The sequence below is a fragment of the Vibrio comitans genome, from assembly GCA_024346835.1.
GTDB classification, from domain to species: Bacteria; Pseudomonadota; Gammaproteobacteria; order Enterobacterales; family Vibrionaceae; genus Vibrio; species Vibrio comitans.
In genome coordinates this window covers 1,389,347-1,412,264 of the sequence record AP024866.1, presented here as the reverse complement: position 1 = coordinate 1,412,264, position 22,918 = coordinate 1,389,347, and the positions used below count along the sequence as shown (strand labels likewise).

The 22,918-nt window shown below is 44.0% G+C and carries 18 protein-coding genes; 6 read left to right on the top strand and 12 right to left on the bottom strand.

Annotated features, from left to right (window positions below; translation table 11 throughout):
• Nucleotides 1-95: 95 nt before the first annotated feature.
• The 3 genes from OCU46_RS06405 to OCU46_RS06395 all read right to left on the bottom strand — a co-directional run bounded on the left by OCU46_RS06405 (nucleotide 96) and on the right by OCU46_RS06395 (nucleotide 3,068).
• The gene (locus tag OCU46_RS06405; protein WP_141270192.1) at nucleotides 96-1,385 is read right to left on the bottom strand and encodes a TRAP transporter large permease; all 1,290 of its coding nucleotides are present in this window, start codon (nucleotides 1,383-1,385) and stop codon (nucleotides 96-98) included.
• The gene (locus OCU46_RS06400) at nucleotides 1,382-1,906 is read right to left on the bottom strand and encodes a TRAP transporter small permease subunit (RefSeq protein ID WP_141270190.1); all 525 of its coding nucleotides are present in this window, start codon (nucleotides 1,904-1,906) and stop codon (nucleotides 1,382-1,384) included. Before OCU46_RS06400 ends, OCU46_RS06405 begins: the two co-directional genes overlap by 4 nt.
• Nucleotides 1,907-1,976: 70 nt before the next feature.
• The gene (locus tag OCU46_RS06395; RefSeq protein ID WP_141270188.1) at nucleotides 1,977-3,068 is read right to left on the bottom strand and encodes a TRAP transporter substrate-binding protein; all 1,092 of its coding nucleotides are present in this window, start codon (nucleotides 3,066-3,068) and stop codon (nucleotides 1,977-1,979) included.
• Between the two features lie 207 nt (nucleotides 3,069-3,275).
• Between OCU46_RS06395 and OCU46_RS06390 the strand changes: the two genes are divergently transcribed.
• Complete coding sequence (locus tag OCU46_RS06390; protein WP_141270186.1) at nucleotides 3,276-3,935, top strand: DUF2982 domain-containing protein; 660 nt, start codon at nucleotides 3,276-3,278, stop codon at nucleotides 3,933-3,935.
• Nucleotides 3,936-4,055: 120 nt separating this feature from the next.
• On the opposite strand, the gene OCU46_RS06385 is transcribed toward OCU46_RS06390, so the two are convergent.
• From OCU46_RS06385 to gyrA, 4 genes are all read right to left on the bottom strand, one after another.
• A complete protein-coding gene (locus OCU46_RS06385; protein WP_141270185.1) occupies nucleotides 4,056-4,709 on the bottom strand; it encodes an MBL fold metallo-hydrolase in 654 nt (217 codons plus the stop codon).
• 151 nt (nucleotides 4,710-4,860) lie between these two features.
• Nucleotides 4,861-6,444 carry a L,D-transpeptidase family protein gene (locus OCU46_RS06380; protein ID WP_141270183.1) on the bottom strand — a complete coding sequence of 528 codons (1,584 nt, stop codon included), beginning with the start codon at nucleotides 6,442-6,444 and terminating at the stop codon, nucleotides 4,861-4,863.
• An 83-nt stretch (nucleotides 6,445-6,527) separates the two neighbouring features.
• Nucleotides 6,528-7,124 carry a GTP cyclohydrolase II gene (locus tag OCU46_RS06375; RefSeq protein WP_141270181.1) on the bottom strand — a complete coding sequence of 199 codons (597 nt, stop codon included), beginning with the start codon at nucleotides 7,122-7,124 and terminating at the stop codon, nucleotides 6,528-6,530.
• Between the two features lie 213 nt (nucleotides 7,125-7,337).
• A complete protein-coding gene (gene gyrA / locus OCU46_RS06370; RefSeq protein ID WP_141270180.1) occupies nucleotides 7,338-9,977 on the bottom strand; it encodes a DNA gyrase subunit A in 2,640 nt (879 codons plus the stop codon).
• 285 nt (nucleotides 9,978-10,262) lie between these two features.
• On the opposite strand from gyrA, the gene ubiG reads away from it, so the two are divergent.
• From ubiG to yfaE, 4 genes are all read left to right on the top strand, one after another.
• A complete protein-coding gene (ubiG, locus tag OCU46_RS06365) occupies nucleotides 10,263-10,979 on the top strand; it encodes a bifunctional 2-polyprenyl-6-hydroxyphenol methylase/3-demethylubiquinol 3-O-methyltransferase UbiG (protein ID WP_141270178.1) in 717 nt (238 codons plus the stop codon).
• 480 nt (nucleotides 10,980-11,459) lie between these two features.
• On the top strand, nucleotides 11,460-13,742 hold the full coding sequence (nrdA, locus tag OCU46_RS06360; RefSeq protein WP_141270176.1) for a class 1a ribonucleoside-diphosphate reductase subunit alpha: 2,283 nt from the start codon (nucleotides 11,460-11,462) through the stop codon (nucleotides 13,740-13,742).
• A gap of 70 nt (nucleotides 13,743-13,812) precedes the next feature.
• A complete protein-coding gene (gene nrdB, locus OCU46_RS06355) occupies nucleotides 13,813-14,946 on the top strand; it encodes a class Ia ribonucleoside-diphosphate reductase subunit beta (protein WP_141270174.1) in 1,134 nt (377 codons plus the stop codon).
• A 22-nt stretch (nucleotides 14,947-14,968) separates the two neighbouring features.
• Entirely contained in the window at nucleotides 14,969-15,250 is a 282-nt protein-coding gene (yfaE, locus tag OCU46_RS06350) for a class I ribonucleotide reductase maintenance protein YfaE (RefSeq protein ID WP_141270172.1), read from the top strand.
• 87 nt (nucleotides 15,251-15,337) lie between these two features.
• On the opposite strand, the gene OCU46_RS06345 is transcribed toward yfaE, so the two are convergent.
• Nucleotides 15,338-15,673: a hypothetical protein gene (locus OCU46_RS06345; protein WP_141270170.1), complete on the bottom strand. Its 336-nt coding sequence runs from the start codon at nucleotides 15,671-15,673 to the stop codon at nucleotides 15,338-15,340.
• A 218-nt stretch (nucleotides 15,674-15,891) separates the two neighbouring features.
• Nucleotides 15,892-17,157, bottom strand: coding sequence for a molybdopterin-binding protein (locus OCU46_RS06340; protein WP_141270168.1), 1,266 nt, complete (start codon nucleotides 17,155-17,157; stop codon nucleotides 15,892-15,894).
• A gap of 250 nt (nucleotides 17,158-17,407) precedes the next feature.
• Between OCU46_RS06340 and OCU46_RS06335 the strand changes: the two genes are divergently transcribed.
• Nucleotides 17,408-18,280, top strand: a complete 873-nt coding sequence (locus OCU46_RS06335) for a DUF3943 domain-containing protein (RefSeq protein WP_167495350.1) — start codon at nucleotides 17,408-17,410, stop codon at nucleotides 18,278-18,280.
• A gap of 58 nt (nucleotides 18,281-18,338) precedes the next feature.
• Here OCU46_RS06335 and OCU46_RS06330 read toward each other — a convergent pair whose 3' ends face one another.
• From OCU46_RS06330 to nhaA, 3 genes are all read right to left on the bottom strand, one after another.
• Nucleotides 18,339-20,627 carry an acyl-CoA dehydrogenase gene (locus OCU46_RS06330; RefSeq protein WP_141270164.1) on the bottom strand — a complete coding sequence of 763 codons (2,289 nt, stop codon included), beginning with the start codon at nucleotides 20,625-20,627 and terminating at the stop codon, nucleotides 18,339-18,341.
• A 29-nt stretch (nucleotides 20,628-20,656) separates the two neighbouring features.
• Entirely contained in the window at nucleotides 20,657-21,283 is a 627-nt protein-coding gene (gene psrA, locus OCU46_RS06325) for a TetR family transcriptional repressor PsrA (protein WP_141270163.1), read from the bottom strand.
• A gap of 422 nt (nucleotides 21,284-21,705) precedes the next feature.
• Entirely contained in the window at nucleotides 21,706-22,890 is a 1,185-nt protein-coding gene (nhaA, locus tag OCU46_RS06320) for a Na+/H+ antiporter NhaA (RefSeq protein ID WP_141270161.1), read from the bottom strand.
• Between the last annotated feature and the right edge of the window lie 28 nt (nucleotides 22,891-22,918).

Here is a 22,918-nt window from a genome sequence, read left to right as displayed (position 1 = left end):
GTGTACAAAAAACGTACCGATTACGATTACATAATGTAATTAACTTTCAATTATAACTGACTAAGGCTATTTTTTCGATAAATCAGGGAATTAAGTTACATTGACAGCCCATACATACTTGGAAATAGCAGCAGTGTTGCGAGCACAACTATCTGAATGGCGATAAACGGCATCACGCCAGCGTAGATATCTCTTGTTGTGACTTGCTTAGGCGCTACCCCTTTTAGGTAAAACAAACTGAAACCAAAAGGAGGTGTTAAGAAGGAAGTCTGCAAATTCATTGCGACCAAAATGGCAAACCACACCATATTAATTCCAAGCAGTTCAGCAACCGGCGCAATCATAGGAACGATGATGAAACAGATTTCCACAAAATCAATGAAGAAACCCAGCACCAGAATGACCAACATCACTAAGATCAAGAAACCCCACTTTTCACCTGGGAGTTTTAATAACCACTCCTCTACTAGGTAATCGCCGCCTGTATAGGTGAATGCCATAGAGAATGCGGTAGCACCCAATAAGATAGCAAACACCATAGCCGTAACCTTGACCGTCTCTTTAGATGACTCATACAGCAAGCTCCAGCTAAATTGGCGGTATAATAGAGCAAGTACGATGGCACCCGCACCACCCAGTGCTGCAGATTCGGTTGGCGTTGCAATGCCAGCAAAGATGGAGCCGAGTACCACGACAATTAACGCTAGAGGCGGCACGATTGCCTTCAAGGCAGCAATCACTTCTTGTTTACGACTTTGATCATCAAGCTTAGGAATAGATTGAGCAGACTCTGGCTTAAAGAAGGCATAGATAGCGATGTACAATACATAGGCAATCACTAACACCAAACCGGGCCATAGTGCGGCTTTAAATAAATCGCCAACAGGAACACCTAGCACATCACCCAACAGAATAAGGACGATGGAAGGAGGAATAATCTGACCTAACGTCCCCGACGCACAAATAGTGCCACAGGCGAGTTTTTTGTCGTAGTTGTATTTCAGCATGACCGGAAGCGATATCAAACCCATAGCCACGACCGACGCCCCCACTACCCCAGTCGATGCCGCCAGGAGCGCTCCAACCAAAACGGTCGAGATAGCAATACCACCTCGCACTCCACCAAACAGGCGTCCCATCGCCTCTAGCAACTGCTCAGCTAAGCGCGTTTTTTGCAGAACCAACCCCATAAAAATGAACAGTGGCACGGCCATCAAAACAGTATTTTGCATGATGGACTCTATGCGATAAGGCATGAAGGCGAACATATCCCAACCTTCTGACCACACACCAAATATCAGCGCTATACCCCCAAAGGTAAAAGCCACTGGAAAACCGAGCAATAGCGCGAACAAGGCTACCGCAAACATAATAATCCCTATCATGCTTGTTCCTTCTTATGAGAATCCGCGTTAAGTAATTGGCTAAGGGACTTACATAACAGTCCTAAGCCACTTGTAGCAATAAAGAAAAATGAGACTGGAATAACAGCCTTAATGATCCAGCGATAAGGCAAACCGCCAGGATCACCCGACTCTTCACCAATATCATATGCCTGATAGGCAAAATCGATACCGTACCAAGCGACTAATAAACTGAATGGCAGTAACCAAATGAAAATGCCAAGAATATCGATAATGGCCTGTACCTTCGGCGAAAAACGTTCATAAAAAATATCAACGCGAACATGGCCATTGGTTTTTATGGCGTAGGGTACGCCGAGCAAGAATACCGCAGAAAACAGATGCCACTCTAACTCTTGGAAAGCGATAGACACGTCATTAAATACATAACGCATCACAACATCGTAAACAACGTTTGCTACTAAAAGCAAAAACAACACACTGGAGATATGCCCCAATGCGTCGCTAATTCTATTGAAAAATCCCTCTAATGCAGTCAGCAATTGACCTCCCTGTCTGCTGAAACTAAAGACGATAGTGGGCTTTCCTTATACTGAGAAAGCCCACTGTTTTTTACTGATCCGTCGTCGCGCTGTTTAGGTAAGCTCGTTTAGAGATATCACTCCAAGAACGAGTTTGTTCTAGATACTGCGCTTGAGACATTTGAATCTTCTTCGCCATCTCATCTTCAGCCGCATGCTCGGCCAACAAACGATCATTCACTGCGCGAAGCTGTTTCATCACTTCAGGTGGGAAGTTTTTCACTTGTACATCAGGGTATTCAGTCCTGATACTCGCCCAGTTTTTACCACTTTCATGGGTTGACTGAATATACATATCGTAGGCTGCGGTGCGCATAGCGACGCGCAGGATCTCTTGCAAGTCAGCAGGTAGCTTGTCCCACGTGCGCTTATTCACTAAGAACTGAAGCTCTGTTGCCGGCTCGTGCCAACCTGTGTAGTAATAAGGCGCGATCTTATGAAAGCCCATGCGAAGATCCAGAGATGGGCCAACCCACTCTAGTGCGTCGATGGTTTTTCTTTCCAATGCTGTATATAGCTCACCCGGTGCAATGTTGGTTGGCTTAGCGCCGAGTTCAGCAAGCACCTCGCCCGCAAAGCCTGGAATACGCATTTTCAGACCTTGCAGGTCATCAACACTGTTGATCTCTTTTTGGAACCAGCCACCCATTTGGACGTCTGTGTTACCGCCCGGGAAAGACATAAGATTGTGTGGAGAGTAAACCTCGGCCATTAGTTCCATACCACCACCGTGATAGAACCAAGCGTATTGCTCTTCTGCCGTCATACCAAAAGGCATTGTGGTAAAGTAAAGGGTGTTTGGAACCTTGCCCTTCCAGTAATACGAAGCTGAATGCCCCATGTCATACTGGCCCGATTTCACCATATCAAACACACCAAATGGCGCTTTGTGTTTATTTGATGAGTCGACACGAATTTGCAATCGACCGTTAGACATTTTCTCAGCCATAGCGGCCATATTTTTTGTGGCATCGCCGAAGATTGGGAAGTTAGGTCCCCATGTTTCCGCAAGCTTTAACTTGTACACTTTATCTGCCGCAACGGCTGTACCTATGCTCGCCACCCCAATTAGGACCGCTAAACTACGCACACATGCCTTTGCCCATTTTGATTTCACTACCATGTTATTTGCTCCTCGTGCAGTCATAAATGTCTACAAAATCAACTAAATATGGACCAGTTTTATATAGGTTGCTAAATAGTTGTTAAAAGTGTGTGTCACTCGATCTTCTTAAGGAACTTATTACATTTTTTATCAATTAATGTCTAAGCTGAATGATCAGCTAAACATGGACTTTCGTAGGTGTGTTAAAGGCAAAGTGTGGTAATTATGTCTTCACTTCAATTGACCAATGAAAAATTTATTTTAGGTAACATCAGTCGAGGGTTATTGCTCGCCTGCTACATATTGATATCCGTTTGGTTAAGCACCTTTTCCAACAGCACACAAGGGAGCATTGGCATACTGGTTATATGCGCTTCTGGCCTATTCATGCTGGTTTACACCTACAAGCGCGGCGTAGTGCGATTCACTATTACTGACAGTCATCTTCAGCAACATACCTTCAAGGGGGGATGGGTCGTGCAATGGCGTAACGTGTCTTCTTTAGGGCTATGTCGCAGTCACCAACCCACACATAGCCCAGAATTGCCATGGATAGGGATCAGGCTCAAAGACCCTATTCCGTTCGTAAAACAAGCCTGCCCGCGACTGATCACTAATTTATTGTTGGAACAACGTTCTCTTTTGTATCTCGGAGCGCGAGAAACCGACAAAGAACACCTGTTTCAAGACCAAGTTCTAGATTCAGCGCGCGTAGAGTTAAAAGAGGGAGAAACTTTAAAAGGGCTACAGGCAAGCCTATATCACAGGATGCACTACCAACGAGAATATTGGGGTTACGACATTTTCATCTCAACTGCCGATTTAGATAGAGATGGAGAAGAGTTTGTAGGACTACTGAGAAAATACTGGGCAGGATCACGATAACGTTGCCCTGTTAACCGAGGGGAGATTAACTGGAGAGCTTTGCTGCAGTGAGGTTATCTAGATCAAGAGGTTAAGAAAATGAAGAAGCTAGAACTCTAGGTCCTAGCTCCCTTAAATGCCTTAATATAAAGGCATTTCGTCCGCTACAAATGGATTGCTCACTCGTTCAGAGCCGAACGTTGACTCCGGCCCATGTCCAGGGACAAAGCGAGTTTCGTTGCCTAGAGGCCATAGCTTGCTCTTAATAGAGTCGATTAGCGTATTGTAATCACCCTTCGGGAAATCGGTACGGCCTATGCCTCCTTTGAACAATACATCTCCTACAAACGCAAGGCTTGCAGACTCGCTATGTAGAACAACATGGCCAGGTGTATGACCAGGTGTATGAATCACATTCAACGATTGATTGCCAAAAGTGACAGTGTCACCCTCATCTAGCCACTGACTAGGCTCAAACGCTTCAGTCAAAGGAAAGCCGAACATTTGGCTTTGACCTTCCAAACCTTGTAGCCAAAAATTGTCATCTTTATGTGGCCCTACAATGGGTTGATTCAAGGCTCTCGCGAGCTCTTCACTGCCACCGACATGATCTAGGTGACCATGCGTGAGCACCAATTTCTCTACCTGAACTTGCAACTCTTCAATCATCATCAAAAGCTGCTTAACATCACCACCTGGGTCGATAACAACACCCTTCATCGTCTCATCACACCAAACGATAGAACAGTTTTGTTGGAAAGGGGTTACCGGAACAACTTGATACTGCAACGCCATGAAAAACCTTTTATTTAAATGAATATTTTATCGAAAAACTTCAGCAGAATATGACAGCTTCTCACTCTAAACTCAAGCCTAGCTATGCCGCAAGCGCGCCACTGACATCACTATTAACAATCTGATATTGAATGATTCTGTACTCTACGGGTTATCGTTTAATCGCTAAGCTAGGGGACTTTGGGCGAGTGTCATATCCATAAATATCATCTCTAAAGTAGATCCGTCCTGATTCAACCCAAGATGTCTTATAAATAAGATGTACTGGGAGCCGTCTCTTTAATGGAATGCGTGCATTCGCCTGCTGCCCTACTGGCGAGATGTTGTTCTTTCTAAAGCCCTGTGTCTTGGCCAAGGTATAGGCAAACTTGTCTGCGTGTTGCACCCGAATACACCCAGAACTAAATGCTCTTGATTGTTTATCGAACAGATATTTAGCGGGTGTATCATGCAAAAAAATCGCACGCCGATTTGGCGTATTGAATTTGTATGCACCTAGTGCATTGTAGCTACCTGATAACTGCCTCATACGAAACGGGAATGTTTTAGCGTTGACTCGATTCCATTGAATAGCACCATGGTCTATCACTACCGGATCAGCCCACCCTTTAATTACTTGAATCCCTCTTTCACTTAGGTATCCAGGGTTGTAACGCAATATAGGAATAATATCTTCGCGCATGATTTTAGGCGGAACGTTCCATGTAGGGTTCAGCACCAATGAATCCATCTTTATTTCTAGCATCGGTGTTTTACGTTTTTGCTTTCCGACAATCACCCTAGAAGAAAAGGCAACCTCGCCTCTAAAGTAATAATTCAAATCAAAACTTGGTAAATTCACAACGACTAACGCACTTCGTTGCATTGGCCATAAGCGACTTCTTTCAGCGTTTAGAGCAAGTCTATGAATGCGATCTTCAATGGGAAAATTGAGCCATTCCACTGTTTTAGGTCCTATGACTCCATCGGCGTTTAAGCCGTGTTGAGTTTGAAACCTCTTAATGATGCTTCTCAGATCTTTGCCATACCAATCTTTCTCTTTTACCGACAAAGGTGTGGTTAGCCCCGCTAGTTGAAGGCGGGCAAACAAGACTTCCTTCTGTGGAATAAGATCACCCACTCTAATAAGCGCATCTGGCGAATACAGTGCGAGCTCATCATTGATCGCTAATTGCATCTTATCAATTGCAGATTGATAGTCTCGATAACTTTGAGAATTTGGCCCTAAGGTCATTAAAAACTCAGTTAAAGAGCTGCTTTGCACCGAGGTTTCAAATTCCCCGACAATGTTTGGAGGTGGATCGCCCCAATCATCAGGTAACCCCTGTCCGTATAGCCAAGTGTTTTTGTTCTCTCTGAGCAGTTCGCGATAACTGAGAAACGCTAGCATAAGGTCAGTTGCGACTAAATCGTATTGGTAATATTGTTCAGAGCTTCTTAGAGCATGGAGTTTTTGCAGTCGCTGTTCAAAAAACGGGCTGACTTCGGCTAAAACCACCATTTCGATGATGTCTTCGAACACTTGCCTGTCATGAGGCTGAAGCCAGATAAGTTGGTGGCGATTTGACGAGTAAATGGATTCTGTAAGCTGTGGGTAACGAAATGTCTGTTCTACGGACGATGAAGAGCTAATCCACCCTAGGGTATGGAACATGCTTTGTGAATAAGCAGGGACTAAAAGGACGACATAGACAAGTACCCCTGCCCATATCGTCCCTTTCTTGCACAAGGTCATAGCGAACACTCAATACCGATACTGGTTTAAGTATGGCAAATAACCCCTGTTTTAACGAAAAATTTTAATGCTTAAAATTTCGGCTACACGTCAAGGTCATGTTTGCCGTGTGAGGCTTTGGCCTTCAGGTAGTTCTCATTGCCACTTTTTAGATGCGCCATAGTATTGATCACTTCATCGATACTAATGCCATGCTCTTTTAATTCACGAATTTTTTTAGGATTGTTAGTTACCAAACGGATATGCTCAACGCCCAATGCAGCTAACATTTGAGCCGCCTCTTCAAAATCACGCAGATCATCGGCAAAGCCTAGATGGTTGTTCGCTTCATAGGTATTTAAGCCTTCGCTTTGCAACTTGTAAGCATCAATCTTGTTGTATAGTCCAATCCCACGACCTTCTTGACGCAGATACAAAAGAATACCACCTTGCTCTGCCATCTTGTTAATCGTCTCATCTAACTGCTCACCGCAGTCACAACGAGACGAATGAAACACATCGCCGGTTAAACATTCCGAGTGCATACGAACGATAGGTGCTTTTTGAGTCTTGTCAGCCGATTGAAAGACCATAGCAACATGTTCTTTATCCGTTTTTAAACCATGAAAAGAGAGAAGCTCAGCATCAATATCGCTTTTTGTTCCAACTTTTAAATGTACACGGGCTCTTACTTCTGCCATAACTCTGTCTCTATCTTAACAATGTGGTCGATCCCAACCTTAGGATCAATAACTATAGATTTTATATTGGGTTAAATGAAATCTTTTCAAGCCTTTGACCTGCATCAATTTTTTAAATCAATATTCAAAGAACAAAAAAGACTCATCCAGTTGAATCCGGACATAAAAAAACCGAGCTAGAAGGCTCGGTTTTCATTCTATACAAAGAAAAGGTTATTCTTCGCTAGCTTCAGAGTCGTTAGAATCTGTTGGAGCTTCAGTTGCTTCTGAAGATTCAGCCGTTTCAGGCGTAGCGCCTTCTGCATCTTCTTCAATTAGCTCAGCTTCCTCGATTTCATCGATGCGCTGCAACGCTACAACGTTCTCGCCTTCAACGGTACGAATCAGGGTAACACCTTGAGTGTTACGGCCTACTTGGCTTACTTCAGATACACGGCTTCTTACTAGCGTGCCACCATCGGTAATAACCATGAACTCGTCGCCTTCTTCAGTTTGAACTGCGCCAACAACACTGCCGTTACGCTCAGAAACCTTAATAGAAACAACACCTTGAGTTGCACGGCTCTTCGCTGGGTACTCAGAAAGAATCGTACGCTTACCATAGCCATTTTCAGTGATGGTTAGAATGTCACCTTCGTTGTGAGGAACAATCAAAGAAACCACTTGGTCACTGTCAATTAGCTTGATACCGCGTACACCTGCTGCAGTACGACCCATGCCACGCACTTGTGACTCGTTAAAGCGAACTACTTTACCTGATTTAGAGAACAACATGATGTCGCTATCGCCATCGGTAATGTCGACACCAATCAAGGAATCTTCGTCACGCAAGTTAACCGCAATCAAACCGTTACTACGTACATTAGAGAACTGGTCTAGTGACGTTTTCTTAACCGTACCATCTGCTGTTGCCATGAAGATGAATTTGTCTTCGCTGAACTCAGACACAGGAAGAATAGCGGTGATACGCTCACCCTCTTCCAACGGTAAGATGTTGACGATTGGCTTGCCACGAGCAGTACGGCTTGCCAACGGCAATTGGTACACCTTCAAGCGATAGGTTTTACCGCGCGTTGAGAAACATAAGATGTTGTCGTGGGTATTCGCCACTAGAAGACGTTCGATATAATCTTCGTCTTTCATCTTCGTTGCACTCTTACCACGGCCACCACGACGCTGTGCTTCGTAATCGCTTAGGATTTGGTATTTAACGTAGCCTTCATGAGAAAGCGTTACCACTACGTCTTCTTGAGCGATAAGCTCTTCCATGTCGATATCATGGATAGCCGCTGTAATCTCAGTACGACGCTCATCGCCATAACCTTCACGAATTGCTTCTAGCTCTTCTACAATCACTTCCATCAAACGTTCAGTGCTTGCAAGAATGTGCATTAGCTCTGCGATTTCGTCTAGTAGCGCTTTGTATTCGTCTAGGATTTTCTCGTGTTCAAGACCCGTAAGCTTTTGCAGACGAAGATCTAGAATTGCTTGTGCTTGTTGCTCAGTCAAGAAGTACTGACCATCACGAATACCAAATTGTTCTTCTAACCACTCAGGGCGTGCAGCATCAGTGCCAGCGCGCTCTAACATAGTAGAAACAAGACCTAGGTCCCAGCCACGAGCAACCAAGCCTGCTTTTGCTTCAGCTGGTGTCGGTGCTTTACGAATCAGCTCGATGATCTCATCAATGTTAGCCAGTGCTAGAGCAAGGCCTTCAAGGATATGAGCACGGTCACGTGCTTTACGCAGTTCGAAAATAGTACGACGAGTGACAACTTCACGGCGGTGATCAACAAACGCCTTCAGCATCTCTTTAAGATTGAAGTGCTTTGGCTGGCCTTTATCAAGAGCAACCATGTTGATACCGAAAGTCGTTTGCAGCTGTGTATGAGCGTAAAGGTTATTCAGAACAACCTCACCCACTGCATCACGCTTACATTCAATCACGATACGCATGCCGTCTTTATCAGACTCATCACGAAGCGCACTGATGCCTTCTACTTTCTTATCTTTTACCAGCTCAGCAATCTTCTCGATTAGGCGAGCCTTGTTAACTTGGTACGGGATCTCAGTAACGATGATGGTTTCTTTGCCCTTGCTATCAGCTTCGATATCAGCTTTAGCACGCATGTAAACCTTACCGCGACCCGTTTTATAAGCGTCAACAATACCTTTACGGCCGCTAATAAGCGCCGCTGTTGGGAAATCTGGTCCAGGAATGAAATCCATCAACTGATCAATAGTGATGTCTTCATCTTTGATAAACGCCAGACAGCCATCAATAACCTCAGTCAGGTTATGAGGTGGAATGTTGGTCGCCATGCCTACTGCGATACCCGATGAACCGTTAACCAAAAGGTTAGGGACACGAGTTGGCAGTACTGCAGGAATTTGTTCTGTACCATCATAGTTAGGTACGTAATCGACTGTCTCTTTCTCAAGATCTGCTAGCAGCTCATGAGCAATTTTAGACATACGTACTTCGGTGTAACGCATTGCCGCTGCAGAGTCACCATCGATAGAACCAAAGTTGCCCTGGCCATCCGCTAGCATGTAACGCAATGCAAAAGGCTGCGCCATACGAACGATAGTGTCATAAACCGCGCTGTCACCGTGTGGGTGATATTTACCGATTACATCACCAACGACACGCGCTGATTTTTTGTAAGGCTTGTTCCAATCGTTCCCCAATACATTCATCGCGAACAAAACGCGTCTGTGTACAGGTTTCAAGCCATCTCGAACATCAGGCAGTGCACGACCCACGATGACGGACATCGCGTAGTCAAGGTACGAGCCTCGAAGCTCGTCTTCAATATTTACCGGTGTGATCTCTTTCGCTAGATCGCTCATAGAGCCATTATCCCTCTATTATTAGATCGTCTTTTCGATTCCTATAAGAATAAAAAAATATAACACAATTTTCGAGGATTCTGCATTACTTTCACTATCAGATCCCCCCTGTGTGATGTGCGTTCCTGCCTAGATGGACATAATTTAAACTAATCATCAATTATGGTTTAAAAAACAATCAGTTCGACTTGTAGATTGCTACAGTCATCTCATCGGCGTTAATGCAAATGCATTCCATGAATACTTGGGGTTATAATGAGGAAAATTTCAAAAAGCGTAGTGACTATGGAACAAGGAAAAAACGTCGATCCTGCCGAGATCAAAAAATTTGCCGACATGGCGTCTCGTTGGTGGGACAAAGAGGGAGAATTCAAACCACTGCATCAAATTAACCCTCTTCGATTGCAGTACGTTCAAGACTCTATCGGTGGCTTGTTTGGCAAGAAAGCGCTAGATGTGGGTTGCGGTGGCGGCATACTTGCCGAAAGCATGGCCCTTGAGGGCGCGCAAGTTACTGGACTAGATATGGGACGTGAACCACTAGAAGTCGCTAGGCTGCACGCATTAGAGACAGGCGCAAAGCTTGACTACATACGCATGACAGTAGAAGAGCACGCCGCGACCCATGCAGGACAATACGACGTTGTCACCTGTATGGAGATGATAGAACATGTGCCAGACCCACAATCGGTGATCGCATCATGTGCAGCTCTAGTCAAACCCGGTGGCCACGTTTTCTTCTCGACGCTTAATCGCAATCTTAAATCCTACTTGTTTGCGATTGTTGGCGCAGAAAAGGTGTTGAAGTTACTTCCACAAGGCACACACGACTACAATAAATTTTTAAAGCCTTCAGAGCTGATAAAAATGGTGGACGCTACCTCACTTCAAGAAAAGGGCATTACGGGCCTTACCTACAACCCACTCTTCGATACCTACTCTTTAGGGCGCAATGTGGATATTAATTACATTGTTCATACCCAAAAAGCGGACAAAGCGTAGCTTTTGATTCTAATTTGCTCTCTGGTTTGATACCTGATTAAACCGAGAGCATTTTGCGTAGAACTACTGCGACTTTTATTCAGATTTTGAGCAAGTTGTTCTCTGTTTGAGCGGAGCATTTTTTCGGCGCTAATCGATCCAATTCTTTGATAAAGATCAAGTAAATTTTTTTTTACCCTGTTTGATTTTAAGTCACCCACAAGCTGTGCAAAATCCCAAGCCAATTTCTCTATAAACTCATAAGTAAGTGAACGCTAACAGAGAAAATTCCATACACGGCTTATCCACAGAAGATTCTTAAGCTTAAACTTGAAAACTCCCCCCAACCGCACTATCTTGTAAGTCGTTGAAGGGAACACCCCTATATGTAGTGTTTCTACCTCACGAAAGAGGTAGATATGGATCACAAAGCCGTCAATATTTTTTTGCCAAAGTTAAAAAATGTGGCTTTAACCATTGATGTTATGGATATCTAACAGAATGAATCAAAAACTTACCGTCACAAAGCGTCACGGACGCAAAGAAGCGATAGATCTAGAAAAGATCCATCGCGTGATCACTTGGGCTGCAGAAGGCCTAGATAATGTCTCTGTTTCTCAGGTCGAGCTGAAATCACAGATTCAGTTCTATGACGGAATCACCACCTCAGATATCCATGAAACTATCATCAAAGCCGCTGCTGATCTGATCTCTGAAGAGACACCGGATTACCAGTTCCTTGCTGCACGTCTATCTGTGTTCCATCTACGTAAAAAAGCGTATGGCCAGTACGAGCCACCGACGCTATTTGACCAAGTTTCTAAAATGGTTGATGCGGGTAAATACGACAAGCACTTGCTTGAAGATTACTCTCGCGAAGAGTTTGAACTAATGGACTCGTTCATCGACCACAGACGCGATCTTAATTTCTCTTACGCCGCAGTAAAGCAGCTTGAGGGCAAGTACTTCGTACAAAACCGTGTAACTAAAGAGATCTATGAGAGTGCACAGTTCCTGTACATGCTGGTTTCTGCGTGCCTGTTCTCTAAATACCCTAGAGAAACTCGACTAGATTACATTCGTCGCTTCTATGACGCTGTTTCTATGTTCAAGATCTCACTACCTACACCAATCATGTCTGGTGTACGTACCCCTACTCGCCAGTTCAGCTCGTGTGTTCTAATTGAGTGTGGTGATAGCCTTGACTCTATCAATGCAACGGCAAGCTCTATCGTGCGTTACGTTTCTCAACGTGCAGGTATCGGCATCAACGCAGGTCGTATTCGTGCATTAGGTTCTGAAATCCGTAACGGTGAAGCATTCCACACAGGTTGTATTCCATTCTACAAATACTTCCAAACAGCCGTTAAATGCTGTTCTCAAGGTGGTGTGCGTGGTGGTGCTGCAACAGTTTTTTACCCGTTGTGGCATGGTGAAGTTCAAAACCTGATGGTTCTTAAGAACAACCGCGGTGTTGAAGAAAACCGTGTTCGTCATATGGACTACGGCGTTCAGCTAAACAAACTGATGTACCAACGCTTGATTGAAGGCGGAAACATCACCCTATTCTCACCTTCGGATGTCCCAGGGCTCTACGATGCCTTCTTCGAAGACCAAGATGAGTTTGAGCGTCTATACGCTCAATACGAGGGCGACCCTAGCATTAAGCAAGAGCAAGTTAAGGCGATTGAGTTGTTCAGCATCTTGATGCAAGAGCGTGCTTCGACAGGCCGTATTTACATTCAAAACGTTGACCACTGTAATACGCATAGCCCATTTGACTCTAAAGTTGCGCCAGTACGTCAATCAAACCTATGTCTTGAGATTGCACTGCCAACTAAGCCTCTAGCTAATGTTGATGATGAGAACGGCGAGATCGCCCTTTGTACGCTGTCTGCGTTTAACTTAGGCGCCATCAATGAATTAGACGATCTTGCTGAGCTTTCAGACTTAGTGGTTCGCGCATTGGATGCTCTGCTTGATTATCAAGACTACCCGCTACCAGCGGCTCGTATTTCAACAATGAATCGCCGCACTTTAGGTGTCGGTGTTATCAACTACGCATACTACCTAGCGAAGAACGGCGTTAAGTACTCAGATGGTTCAGGTAACGCTCTAACGCACCGTACATTCGAAGCGATTCAGTACCACCTACTTAAAGCATCAGTAGAGTTGGCTAAAGAACAAGGTGCATGTCCTTCATTCCATGAAACGACTTATGCCCAAGGTATTCTACCTATCGATACTTACAAACGTTCTCTAGATAAGATCTGTGAAGAGCCACTTCGCTACGACTGGGAAACATTGCGTCGAGACATCAAGCAATACGGTCTGCGCAACTCAACATTGACCGCTTTGATGCCATCTGAGACCTCTTCTCAGATCTCTAATGCAACCAATGGTATTGAACCGCCGCGCGGTTACGTTTCAGTGAAAGCGTCTAAAGACGGCATCCTGAAACAAGTTGTGCCTGAGTTTACAAAGTACAAAGAGAACTATGAGCTACTATGGGACATCCCAAGTAACGATGGTTACCTAAACCTTGTGGGCATTATGCAGAAGTTTGTAGACCAATCTATCTCTGCAAACACTAACTATGACCCTAACAAGTATGAAAGTGGCAAGGTACCGATGAAGCTATTGCTTCGTGACCTATTGAACGCGTATAAGATGGGCGTTAAAACCCTGTACTATCACAACACCCGTGATGGTGCTAAAGACGACCAAAAAGATGTGGTTGTTGAGCAAGATGACGACTGCGCAGGCGGCGGTTGTAAGATTTAATTTTTTAAGCTGAAGGGGTGTGCATTCACCCCTACTTTGCTGTTTAACTTATGGAATAATTGAGGTTGAGATGACCTATAGTACTTTTACTCAAAACAAAAATGACCAGCTTAAAGAACCTATGTTTTTGGGACAGCCGGTTAACGTTGCTCGCTACGATCAACAAAAGTTCGAGATCTTCGAAAAGCTAATCGAAAAGCAACTGTCGTTTTTCTGGCGTCCAGAAGAAGTCGACGTATCAAGCGATCGCATCGACTACAACAAGCTTCCTGAACACGAAAAACATATCTTCATCAGTAACCTGAAGTACCAAACACTGCTTGATTCAATTCAAGGTCGTAGCCCTAACGTAGCGCTGCTACCGTTAGTTTCTCTACCCGAAGTTGAGACTTGGATTGAAACTTGGTCTTTTTCAGAAACGATTCACTCGCGTTCATACACTCATATCATTCGAAATATCGTAAATGATCCTGCGACTGTCTTCGACGACATCGTTGAAAATGAGCACATCCTAAAGCGCGCAAAAGACATTGCACACTACTACGACGATCTTATTCAAGCGACCAATGACTACCACCGCTACGGTGAAGGTAAGCATGAAGTTAACGGCGAAATCGTAGATGTAAACCTTCATACATTGAAGAAAAAACTCTACCTATGTCTAATGTCAGTTAACGCTCTAGAAGCGATTCGCTTTTATGTAAGTTTCGCTTGTTCATTTGCCTTTGCCGAACGTGAACTAATGGAAGGTAACGCGAAGATCATCAAGCTAATTGCCCGCGATGAAGCCCTCCACCTTTCTGGTACGCAGCATATGATCAACTTGCTACGTAACGGTCAAGATGACTTTAGCTTCATGCAGATAGCGGAAGAGTGTAAACAAGAGTGTTTTGACCTATTCAAAGAAGCAGCAGAGCAAGAAAAAGAGTGGGCAGAATACCTATTCAAAGACGGCTCAATGATTGGTCTTAACAAAGATATCTTGTGCCAATACGTAGAGTACATCACTAACATTCGCATGAACGCGGTTGGATTAGATGCGGCTTACCCTGAAGCGACCAACAACCCTATCCCATGGATCAACGCTTGGTTATCGTCTGACAACGTTCAAGTTGCCCCGCAAGAAGCTGAAATCAGCTCTTACCTAGTGGGTCAAATCGACAACGAAGTATCTGCGGACGACTTTGAAGATTTTGAACTTTAACCAACAGAGTCAGGCTTAATCGATGTACAAGGTTACAATTAACAAGGTTACCCAATTAGTTAACTCTAAGAATACGACACTGCTAGAATCGATGGAGATGTCGGGGTTAAAACCTGAATTTAACTGTAGAGATGGCCATTGTGGAGCCTGTCGCTGCAAGGTAAGCTCTGGAGAAGTTGAATACATCGGCTTTGCCATGGCTTATCTTAAAGAAGATGAAATACTACCCTGTATTTGTCGAGCAAAGTCAGATTTGAAGCTAGAAGATGTAAACGTGCATAAAGAAATACGTTCAGCGTCCTAGATAGATAAAAAAGAAAAAGGCCCCAAACATCTTCATGTTTGGGGCCTTTTTGTATCTTGCTATTTAGCTTTTTACACTTGAAGTCAATTAACCCGCAACGACCGGTACCCAAGTATAAGGGGCTTCACTATTGTTAAAGCGATTGCGACTTTGGCGAACCATCCAGTGATTGTTTCCTAACACCGTCTCTGCGTCGTTTTCGCTAACATCTTTACTGCCCATTAAGTGACCATCGTCATCAAACAGTTTGAGTCTATAATTCGCTGTTTGTTGAACTCTATTGTTGATATTTGCACGGTTGAGAATAGAGACGCTTCGCCACATAGCCAGCAAATTGATTTGATCAGAATGATCAACCTCTCCGAGCAACACCTGATCGGTACCTACTTTGTACCAGATCTCAATCCTTGATTGGTTTTGCATAATATCCTCCCTAGCCGTTAGTGAGACAACCCTTTTTCAAGAGCGAGCCACCATTATAAACCTCGTTGCACAGTAGAGAAGTAGTGAATTATTCTGAATTAGAAACACTCGAATATCTTCTTAATTTACAGGCACTTAACCTTTAGAACAAAACGTTATATTGTAATCAAAGCGCTTAAAGTGCTGGTCGTGCCTGTTAACTAAAAATGCAGTTAAGATCACAAATTCGTTATGCTAGACGCGACTCTTGTCACACTTCCGTAGTCCGCAAAAATCTCATCTTCATTTAAGTGACGGCGTAGCATATCGATGGCGATAGCAGAAATCACTACATTTCGAGCTTTAAAACTGTAATCTCTTTTAAATACAACGGCTTGATAAAGGATCTTATCCTGCACTACTAACAAAAATTCCACACCACCGTCTTCAATGTTATGGATGATCATTGTGTTAGTGCCTGATCTTTCTAGTGAAAACTGCTGATAAAGCTTATCGATCATAGACGAGCGCTCATCACCAAAAGCAATAGATTCACCAGGGTTAGTATTCACCGAGCTTATACTTATTTGTTGTTCCACTGCGCTTGCCGAAACCCACTGATGAAAATGACCTTGCGTGGAGTAATCGATAATATTGAGTCCTACACCCTGCTCCTTCATCATCGACACAGTCAAATCTCGCACTTCTCGGTTGACCGAAATAGTATTGGCTGACAATTCTTGTTCAACCTTCAGTAAAAAGTCTCTGACCTCTTGTGCAGCCTCACTATAAAATATCTTCACTTCAATGAAAGGTAATGCCGAGCGATAACCTAATGAAACTTCACCAGGTATATCTAGGGCCTCAATTTGATTGGCAATGCCTGATTCAGATAAACCAAAGGTATAAATGCGATGCACTTGTTTCTGTTCTACTGATGAGAAGCTTTTCTGCATATGCGGCAGGATTTCCTGTGCAAGCATGGTTTTGAATTCGTGTGGTACTCCGGGAGTGAAGTAGCATAGAGCACCATTGATGTTAACTCTAAACCCACAAGCAGTTCCCCTAGGGTTGTCCAAAATCTCACTGCCTTTTGGAAGCAGTGCCTGCTTGATGTTTGAATCTGGCATAGGTCTTTGCCACTGCTCATACATTTGGATTAGACGCTCTACCCACTCATCATACAGTTGTAATTCTACTCCCGCACAAAGTGCTGCAGCTTGCGCTGTTAAATCGTCACTGGTTGGGCCAAGTCCACCATTTACTATCACTACATCATGATTACGAGATAATTGTGACAAGCCTTCTGAAATCGCGTCTAGAGAATCCCCTACCGTCAAACGAGTGGTCATTTGAAAACCTTGTTCAAACAGGTACGCCGATAACCAACTGGCATTGGTATCTACGATATCCCCAAATAACACCTCCTCCCCTGTACTGAGCATTGCGATACGCGGTGGTACTGATTGGTTAGCTGAATGTTGAAGGGGCTGAAGCTTAGTCATATTTGTCTTCTCGGATTGCTAATAGAATTTTACGTAAACTCATGTTACGTTAACAATTAATTACACGCCATTTACAAGGCGTGGGTAATTCAAGGAATGAACACCACTTGATTGCTTTTACATCGTACTGTAAAACAAAAGTGTAATATTCATAAGTCACTGTTTTATTTAGCCATAAAATGGTAGATAATTGTGAAATGGATCCAAATATTTTGCATGGGAGCATAAAGTGCAGTTTAAAAAAGTAGGCATGTCGTTAATAGGCCTTTTTAGCACTGCCGCTTTCGCTGAATATGACACAAGTAAACATATTGAACTTACTTATGTCGTTAACTGTGAAAGTAACTACCAATATTGCGCTAATGGCTCAACAACCAACTATAAAGCGCTATCACTCGATGATCACGAGCCTAAACTCGATACTGAAGCCCAACGTTATCCTATGCATTACACCATAGCAGACGAGAGAGATTGGGACTATCTCGCAGAACAGACTTATACCATTCTCGGTCTTAGTGTCGCGACCGTTGGACTGATGACCTTGCTTCCTGAGAGCATCACTAAATGGGAAGACGATGATAGAGACCTCAGTAAGTTGGGCGATAAGTGGGTTGACAACGTAAAAGCAGGCCCAACTTGGGACCGAGATGAGCATGTTCTTAACTATGTTATGCACCCCTACTTCGGCGGTGTTTACTACACCGCAGCAAGGCATGCAGGATTTAATGAGTTCGAATCATTTGCCTATTCTTTCACTATGTCGACGTTCTTTTGGGAATACGGCGTGGAGGCATTTGCAGAAGTACCATCATGGCAGGATCTTTTTGTAACACCCGTTTTTGGTGCTGTGGTCGGTGAACTTATGTTGCAGGGTGAACAGGATATCTTAGCCAGTGGCGGACGCGTCTGGGGATCAGAAACGATGGGAAGCATTTCTCTGTTTTTCTTAAACCCTGTAGGCAAAATTCACTACTGGATAACAGATGCATGGGGTGGCGATACAGAAGCTGCCTTTGTAACCAATCCGTGGTTTGGTTATGAAGATGCTGCCGTATTTGCATTAGACGCCGGTGCACCTTATGACCGACAGTTTATTGGTATGCAGGTCAGTTTAAAATTCTAACCTAGCTACCAAATAAAAAAATCGCGCCTAGGCGCGATTTTTTTTATTACTACTTTAGCTAGGCTGCATCATTATTTACCGGACGAATGCCCTGCGGTTTATCCGTACGTACTTCTTCAAAGTCATGACTAAAGTGGTCGACCTGGATAGCTCGGTAACGAAGCTTATCCGCTTCAAGCACTTTATTCACTTCCTCTTGTGACAAGATCCCTAACTCTTTCGCTATGCTAAGTTTCTGTTGCAGAGGCTGTTTTTTATCAATTCGTCCATCACGAATTGCCTTGGTTACCTTTTTCTCTATCGGAGCAACAGACAACATGGCATCAAATGCTCTTTCCATAATACCTACTGCATCGTCTTCTTTATCACTCACATAGCAAAGCTTAGTTAAGCGCTCTCTATGCTCACCCTGCTCCATCAGCAGCTGTGCTACTTTCAACGTCACTGCATCACTTGGTGGCTGGAAATGATTACCAATTGGGAACACTAGCGCCTTCATAGCGTATTTCGCCCAGCCAACAGGGAAATTGTCATACGCCTGCTGCAATGCCTTCGCACCACTGTGCAAGCAGTGCTCTACTGCATACTGAACAAACGCAAGGTCTTTTTCCTGTTCACCCTCGTCGTGATATTTTTTGAGAGCTGCAGAAGCCAAATATAAGTAACTCAGCAGGTCCCCTAAACGTGCAGAGATCAATTCTTTACGTTTAAGATCACCGCCTAGAGTCAGCATGGCAAAATCAGAGCTGACCGCCAGTGCTCGGCTTAATCTTGTCATGTGCTTGTAGTAACGTTTTGTTTTACCGCCCACAGGTGAAGAAATTAAATGAGAACCCGTTAAGGCAGCGCCCAGAGCACCCAAGCTGTTCTTTGTTGCATGGGTAATGTGTTTAAACAGTAAAGTATCGAATTTACCCGCAGCTTTATCTGCATCTTCCTCTGACGCGAGTTCCATCTCACTTAGCACATATGGATGGCAACGTGTTGCGCCTTGACCAAATATCATCAGGTTTCGAGTCAAGATATTGGCGCCCTCTACCGTTATCGCAACAGGAATTCCATAGTAGTGGTGTGAAAGGTAATTCATTGGGCCTTGTTGAATGGCACGACCCGAGTGAATATCCATAGAGTCGTCCAAAATAGTACGAGCCATTTCTGTCATATGATATTTAGCGATGGCTGTTACAATGCCTGGTTTCTCTCCGCTATCAAGGGCCGTAGTAGTTAGGGTTCGACTCGCCTCCAATAGGTAGGTTAGCCCGCCTATTCTACCTAAGCTCTCTGCTACGCCTTCAAAGCGACCGATAGACAAACCAAATTGTTTGCGTACCAGCGAGTACGCGCCAGTTGTTCTGGCTGTTAAGTGCCCAACAGCGGCTCCAAGTGCAGGTAATGAAATACCTCGGCCTGCTGATAGACATTCCACCAACATACGCCAACCTTTACCTGCGTAGTCTGCACCGCCAATCAGCCAGTCAATGGGAATAAATACCTTCTCGCCACGAGTTGGCCCGTTCATAAACGCAAGCCCCAGCGGATCATGCCTTTCGCCATTTTCCACTCCTGGATGAGAGGTTGGAATTAGTGCACAGGTAATACCAAGGTCAGTGCCCTTACCTAGCAGGTTTTCGGGATCTTGCAGCTTAAACGCTAAACCTAACACGGTTGCGACCGGTGCCAAGGTGATGTATCGCTTATTCCAACTTAGCTCGATACCCAACACAGTTTCACCATTATGCTCCCCATAGCAAACATGCCCACTATCCGGGATCGCACCAGCATCAGAGCCAGCTTCAGGACCCGTTAATGCAAAACAGGGAATGTCTTGGCCATCGGCCAATCTAGGGAGCCAGTAGTTTTTTTGTTCATCAGTACCATAGTGAGACAAGAGTTCACCTGGACCAAGGGAGTTGGGCACCATTACCGTCACTGCAGCACTTAAACTTCGAGTAGCGATCTTGGTGACAATGGTTGAGTTAGCAAGGGAAGAAAATGCTCTCCCACCATATTCTTTAGAGATGATTAAAGAGAAAAATCGCTCTTTCTTTAGATAGTCCCACACCTCTTTAGGAAGGTCTCTGTCCTTTTTGACAACCTGATAGTCATCAATCATATCCAACAGTGTCTCAACTTGGTTATCGACAAAGCTTTGTTCTTCAGCGGTTAAGGTAGGTTCAGGATAAGCGTGTAGTTTCTCCCAATCTGGCGATCCAGAAAAAAGGTCGCCTTCCCACCAAACGCTACCCGCTTCCATTGCCTCTCTCTCTGTGTCTGATAGTGGCGGCAATACTTTCTTGAACATTTTAAATGCTGGGTCACTCACCCATTTCCTTCTATATGAAGTCATAACCTTCCCCTTCCCTTAATGGTTAATCTTTAATCTGCACACATACCTGACGCCAAAAATGGCACTATTTGTTCAAACATTGCTTCGACATCAGTATTCATTTCAAACTCACTATTGGCGATGTCTAGCAGCGCTTCGCTTGAGGCCATAGTGAAAACACAAGTCCCCAAGGTAAAATGCAATCGCCAAAATAATGTTTCTTTGTCTAATTTTGGATTAGCTTGAATTACAGCCTGGGTGAACCTATCTAGTACATGCCCATAGCGTGTTGTAATAAACCATCTAAGGTGACCCTGCACATCGCTGTAACCTCTACCTACGAGTAGCAAGAAACGACTCGCTCCCCTATCAAATTCTTTATCTAGGTTGGTCAAAGGGCTCTTTAGTGCATTGAAGACGTCTTTCATTGATACATTCGTACGCAAATCTAAAGACTCAAGTTCACGTTCAAGCTGTGGCATAAACTCTTCTAGATAGCGATCCAGCACCGCTCTAATCAGCGTTTTCTTATCACCAAAGTGATAGTTTACAGAGGCAAGATTGACATTGGCTTGGCTGGTAATGGCACGCAAAGACGTGTCCTTGAAGCCCTTCTCTGCAAACAAAGACTCTGCGACCTCTATGATCTTCTGTTTTGTTCCCAATCTTGCGCCCATATTCAATCACCTGTATTAAACACTTGTTTGAATTTAACAAGAGCGCAACATGAAAGCAACAACAAAAAACAAAAGAGATCTGACCAGATCACAAATTAAGCAGACTGGGAATAATTAACTAGTTGAAAAACAGTGTGTTAAGAAATTGTCGAAGATAATCAGGAATGATTAGAAGAAAATTAGAAATTTAATTGAACTCTTTCAGTGAGTCCCAGTCTTATATTATGTAAGCAACAGAGCAGTATGAATTAGCTTGAAAGAATTCGATTTTTTACTGTTGATTACGACCACTGTTATTTCTTTTGACTCCTATGTTTTGTATAAGCCCAGTCCGATTGATTGGGCTTTTTTTTGTGCAAAATTTACCCACAAAAAAAGGGAGAGCTTTACAGCTCTCCCTTTCAAATCATCAAATCTTACTATTAAGACTGAGCTTCCACTGTTGAAGCTTTATTCTCAGCCTCTGCCTTCTTTGGGAGCGATACGCTCAGCAAGAAGTAACCAATCACAGCAGCTAGAGTTGAGCCCATCAAGATACCCAATCGTGCGTGAGTGTTGAAGTCTGCATTTGCACCAGTAAAGGCTAGCGATGCGATGAACATCGACATGGTAAAGCCGATACCACACAACACAGATACTGCAAAAATATGGCGGAAATCGATACCCTCTGGAAGCTTAGCAACACCTGCTTTAACTGCTAACCAGCTGAAGCTGAAGATACCTAGTGGCTTACCAATAAGTAGACCAAGCGCGATACCCATAGGCAGTGCAGTACCCAAGGTTGACAGTGAGATACCTTCTAGTGATACACCAGCATTTGCAAAAGCAAAGATTGGTAGAATCATGAACGCTGACCAAGGATGTAGTGCGTGCTCCAAATGTTTCAGCGGAGAGTGCTCGCCCTTCTTACCTTTAAGAGGGATAGCAAAGCCAATAACAACACCTGCTAGTGTAGCGTGTACGCCAGACTTAAGAACAGCAAACCAAAGAATCGCACCCACTAATAGGTACCATTTCAGTGGAGTCACTTTCTTGTGGTTCATGTAAAACAGTAGGCCAGTCATCGCAAAGCCAATAGCCAATGCCATTGTAGAAAGATCACTGCTGTAGAACAGAGCGATAATTACAACAACACCTAGGTCATCGATGATCGCAAGAGCCAGCAAGAATACTTTCAATGCTACTGGTACACGATTACCAAGCAGTGCCATGATACCTAGAGCAAAGGCGATATCTGTAGCAGCTGGGATAGCCCAACCTGCAAGAGCATCAGCATTGCCCATGTTAAATAGTACGTAAACTAAAGCCGGTGCAACCATACCACCCACTGCTGCAATTGCAGGGAAGATAGCTGTTTCGCGAGACTTTAGAGCTCCTTCTAGGAGTTCACGTTTTACTTCCAAACCAATCAGTAGGAAGAATAGCGCCATTAGACCGTCGTTTACCCAATGTTCAACAGACATGCCTAACACGTAAGAATGCAGAGCGCCTTGATAAGCTTCGTTAAGAGGAGAGTTCGCCACAACCATTGCTAGCGCAGCTGCGATAACAAGGATTATGCCTCCGGCTGATTCCATCTTAAAAAAATCTTTTAGCATTTGACTCATATTTAAACCTATACATTTGTGATTAGAA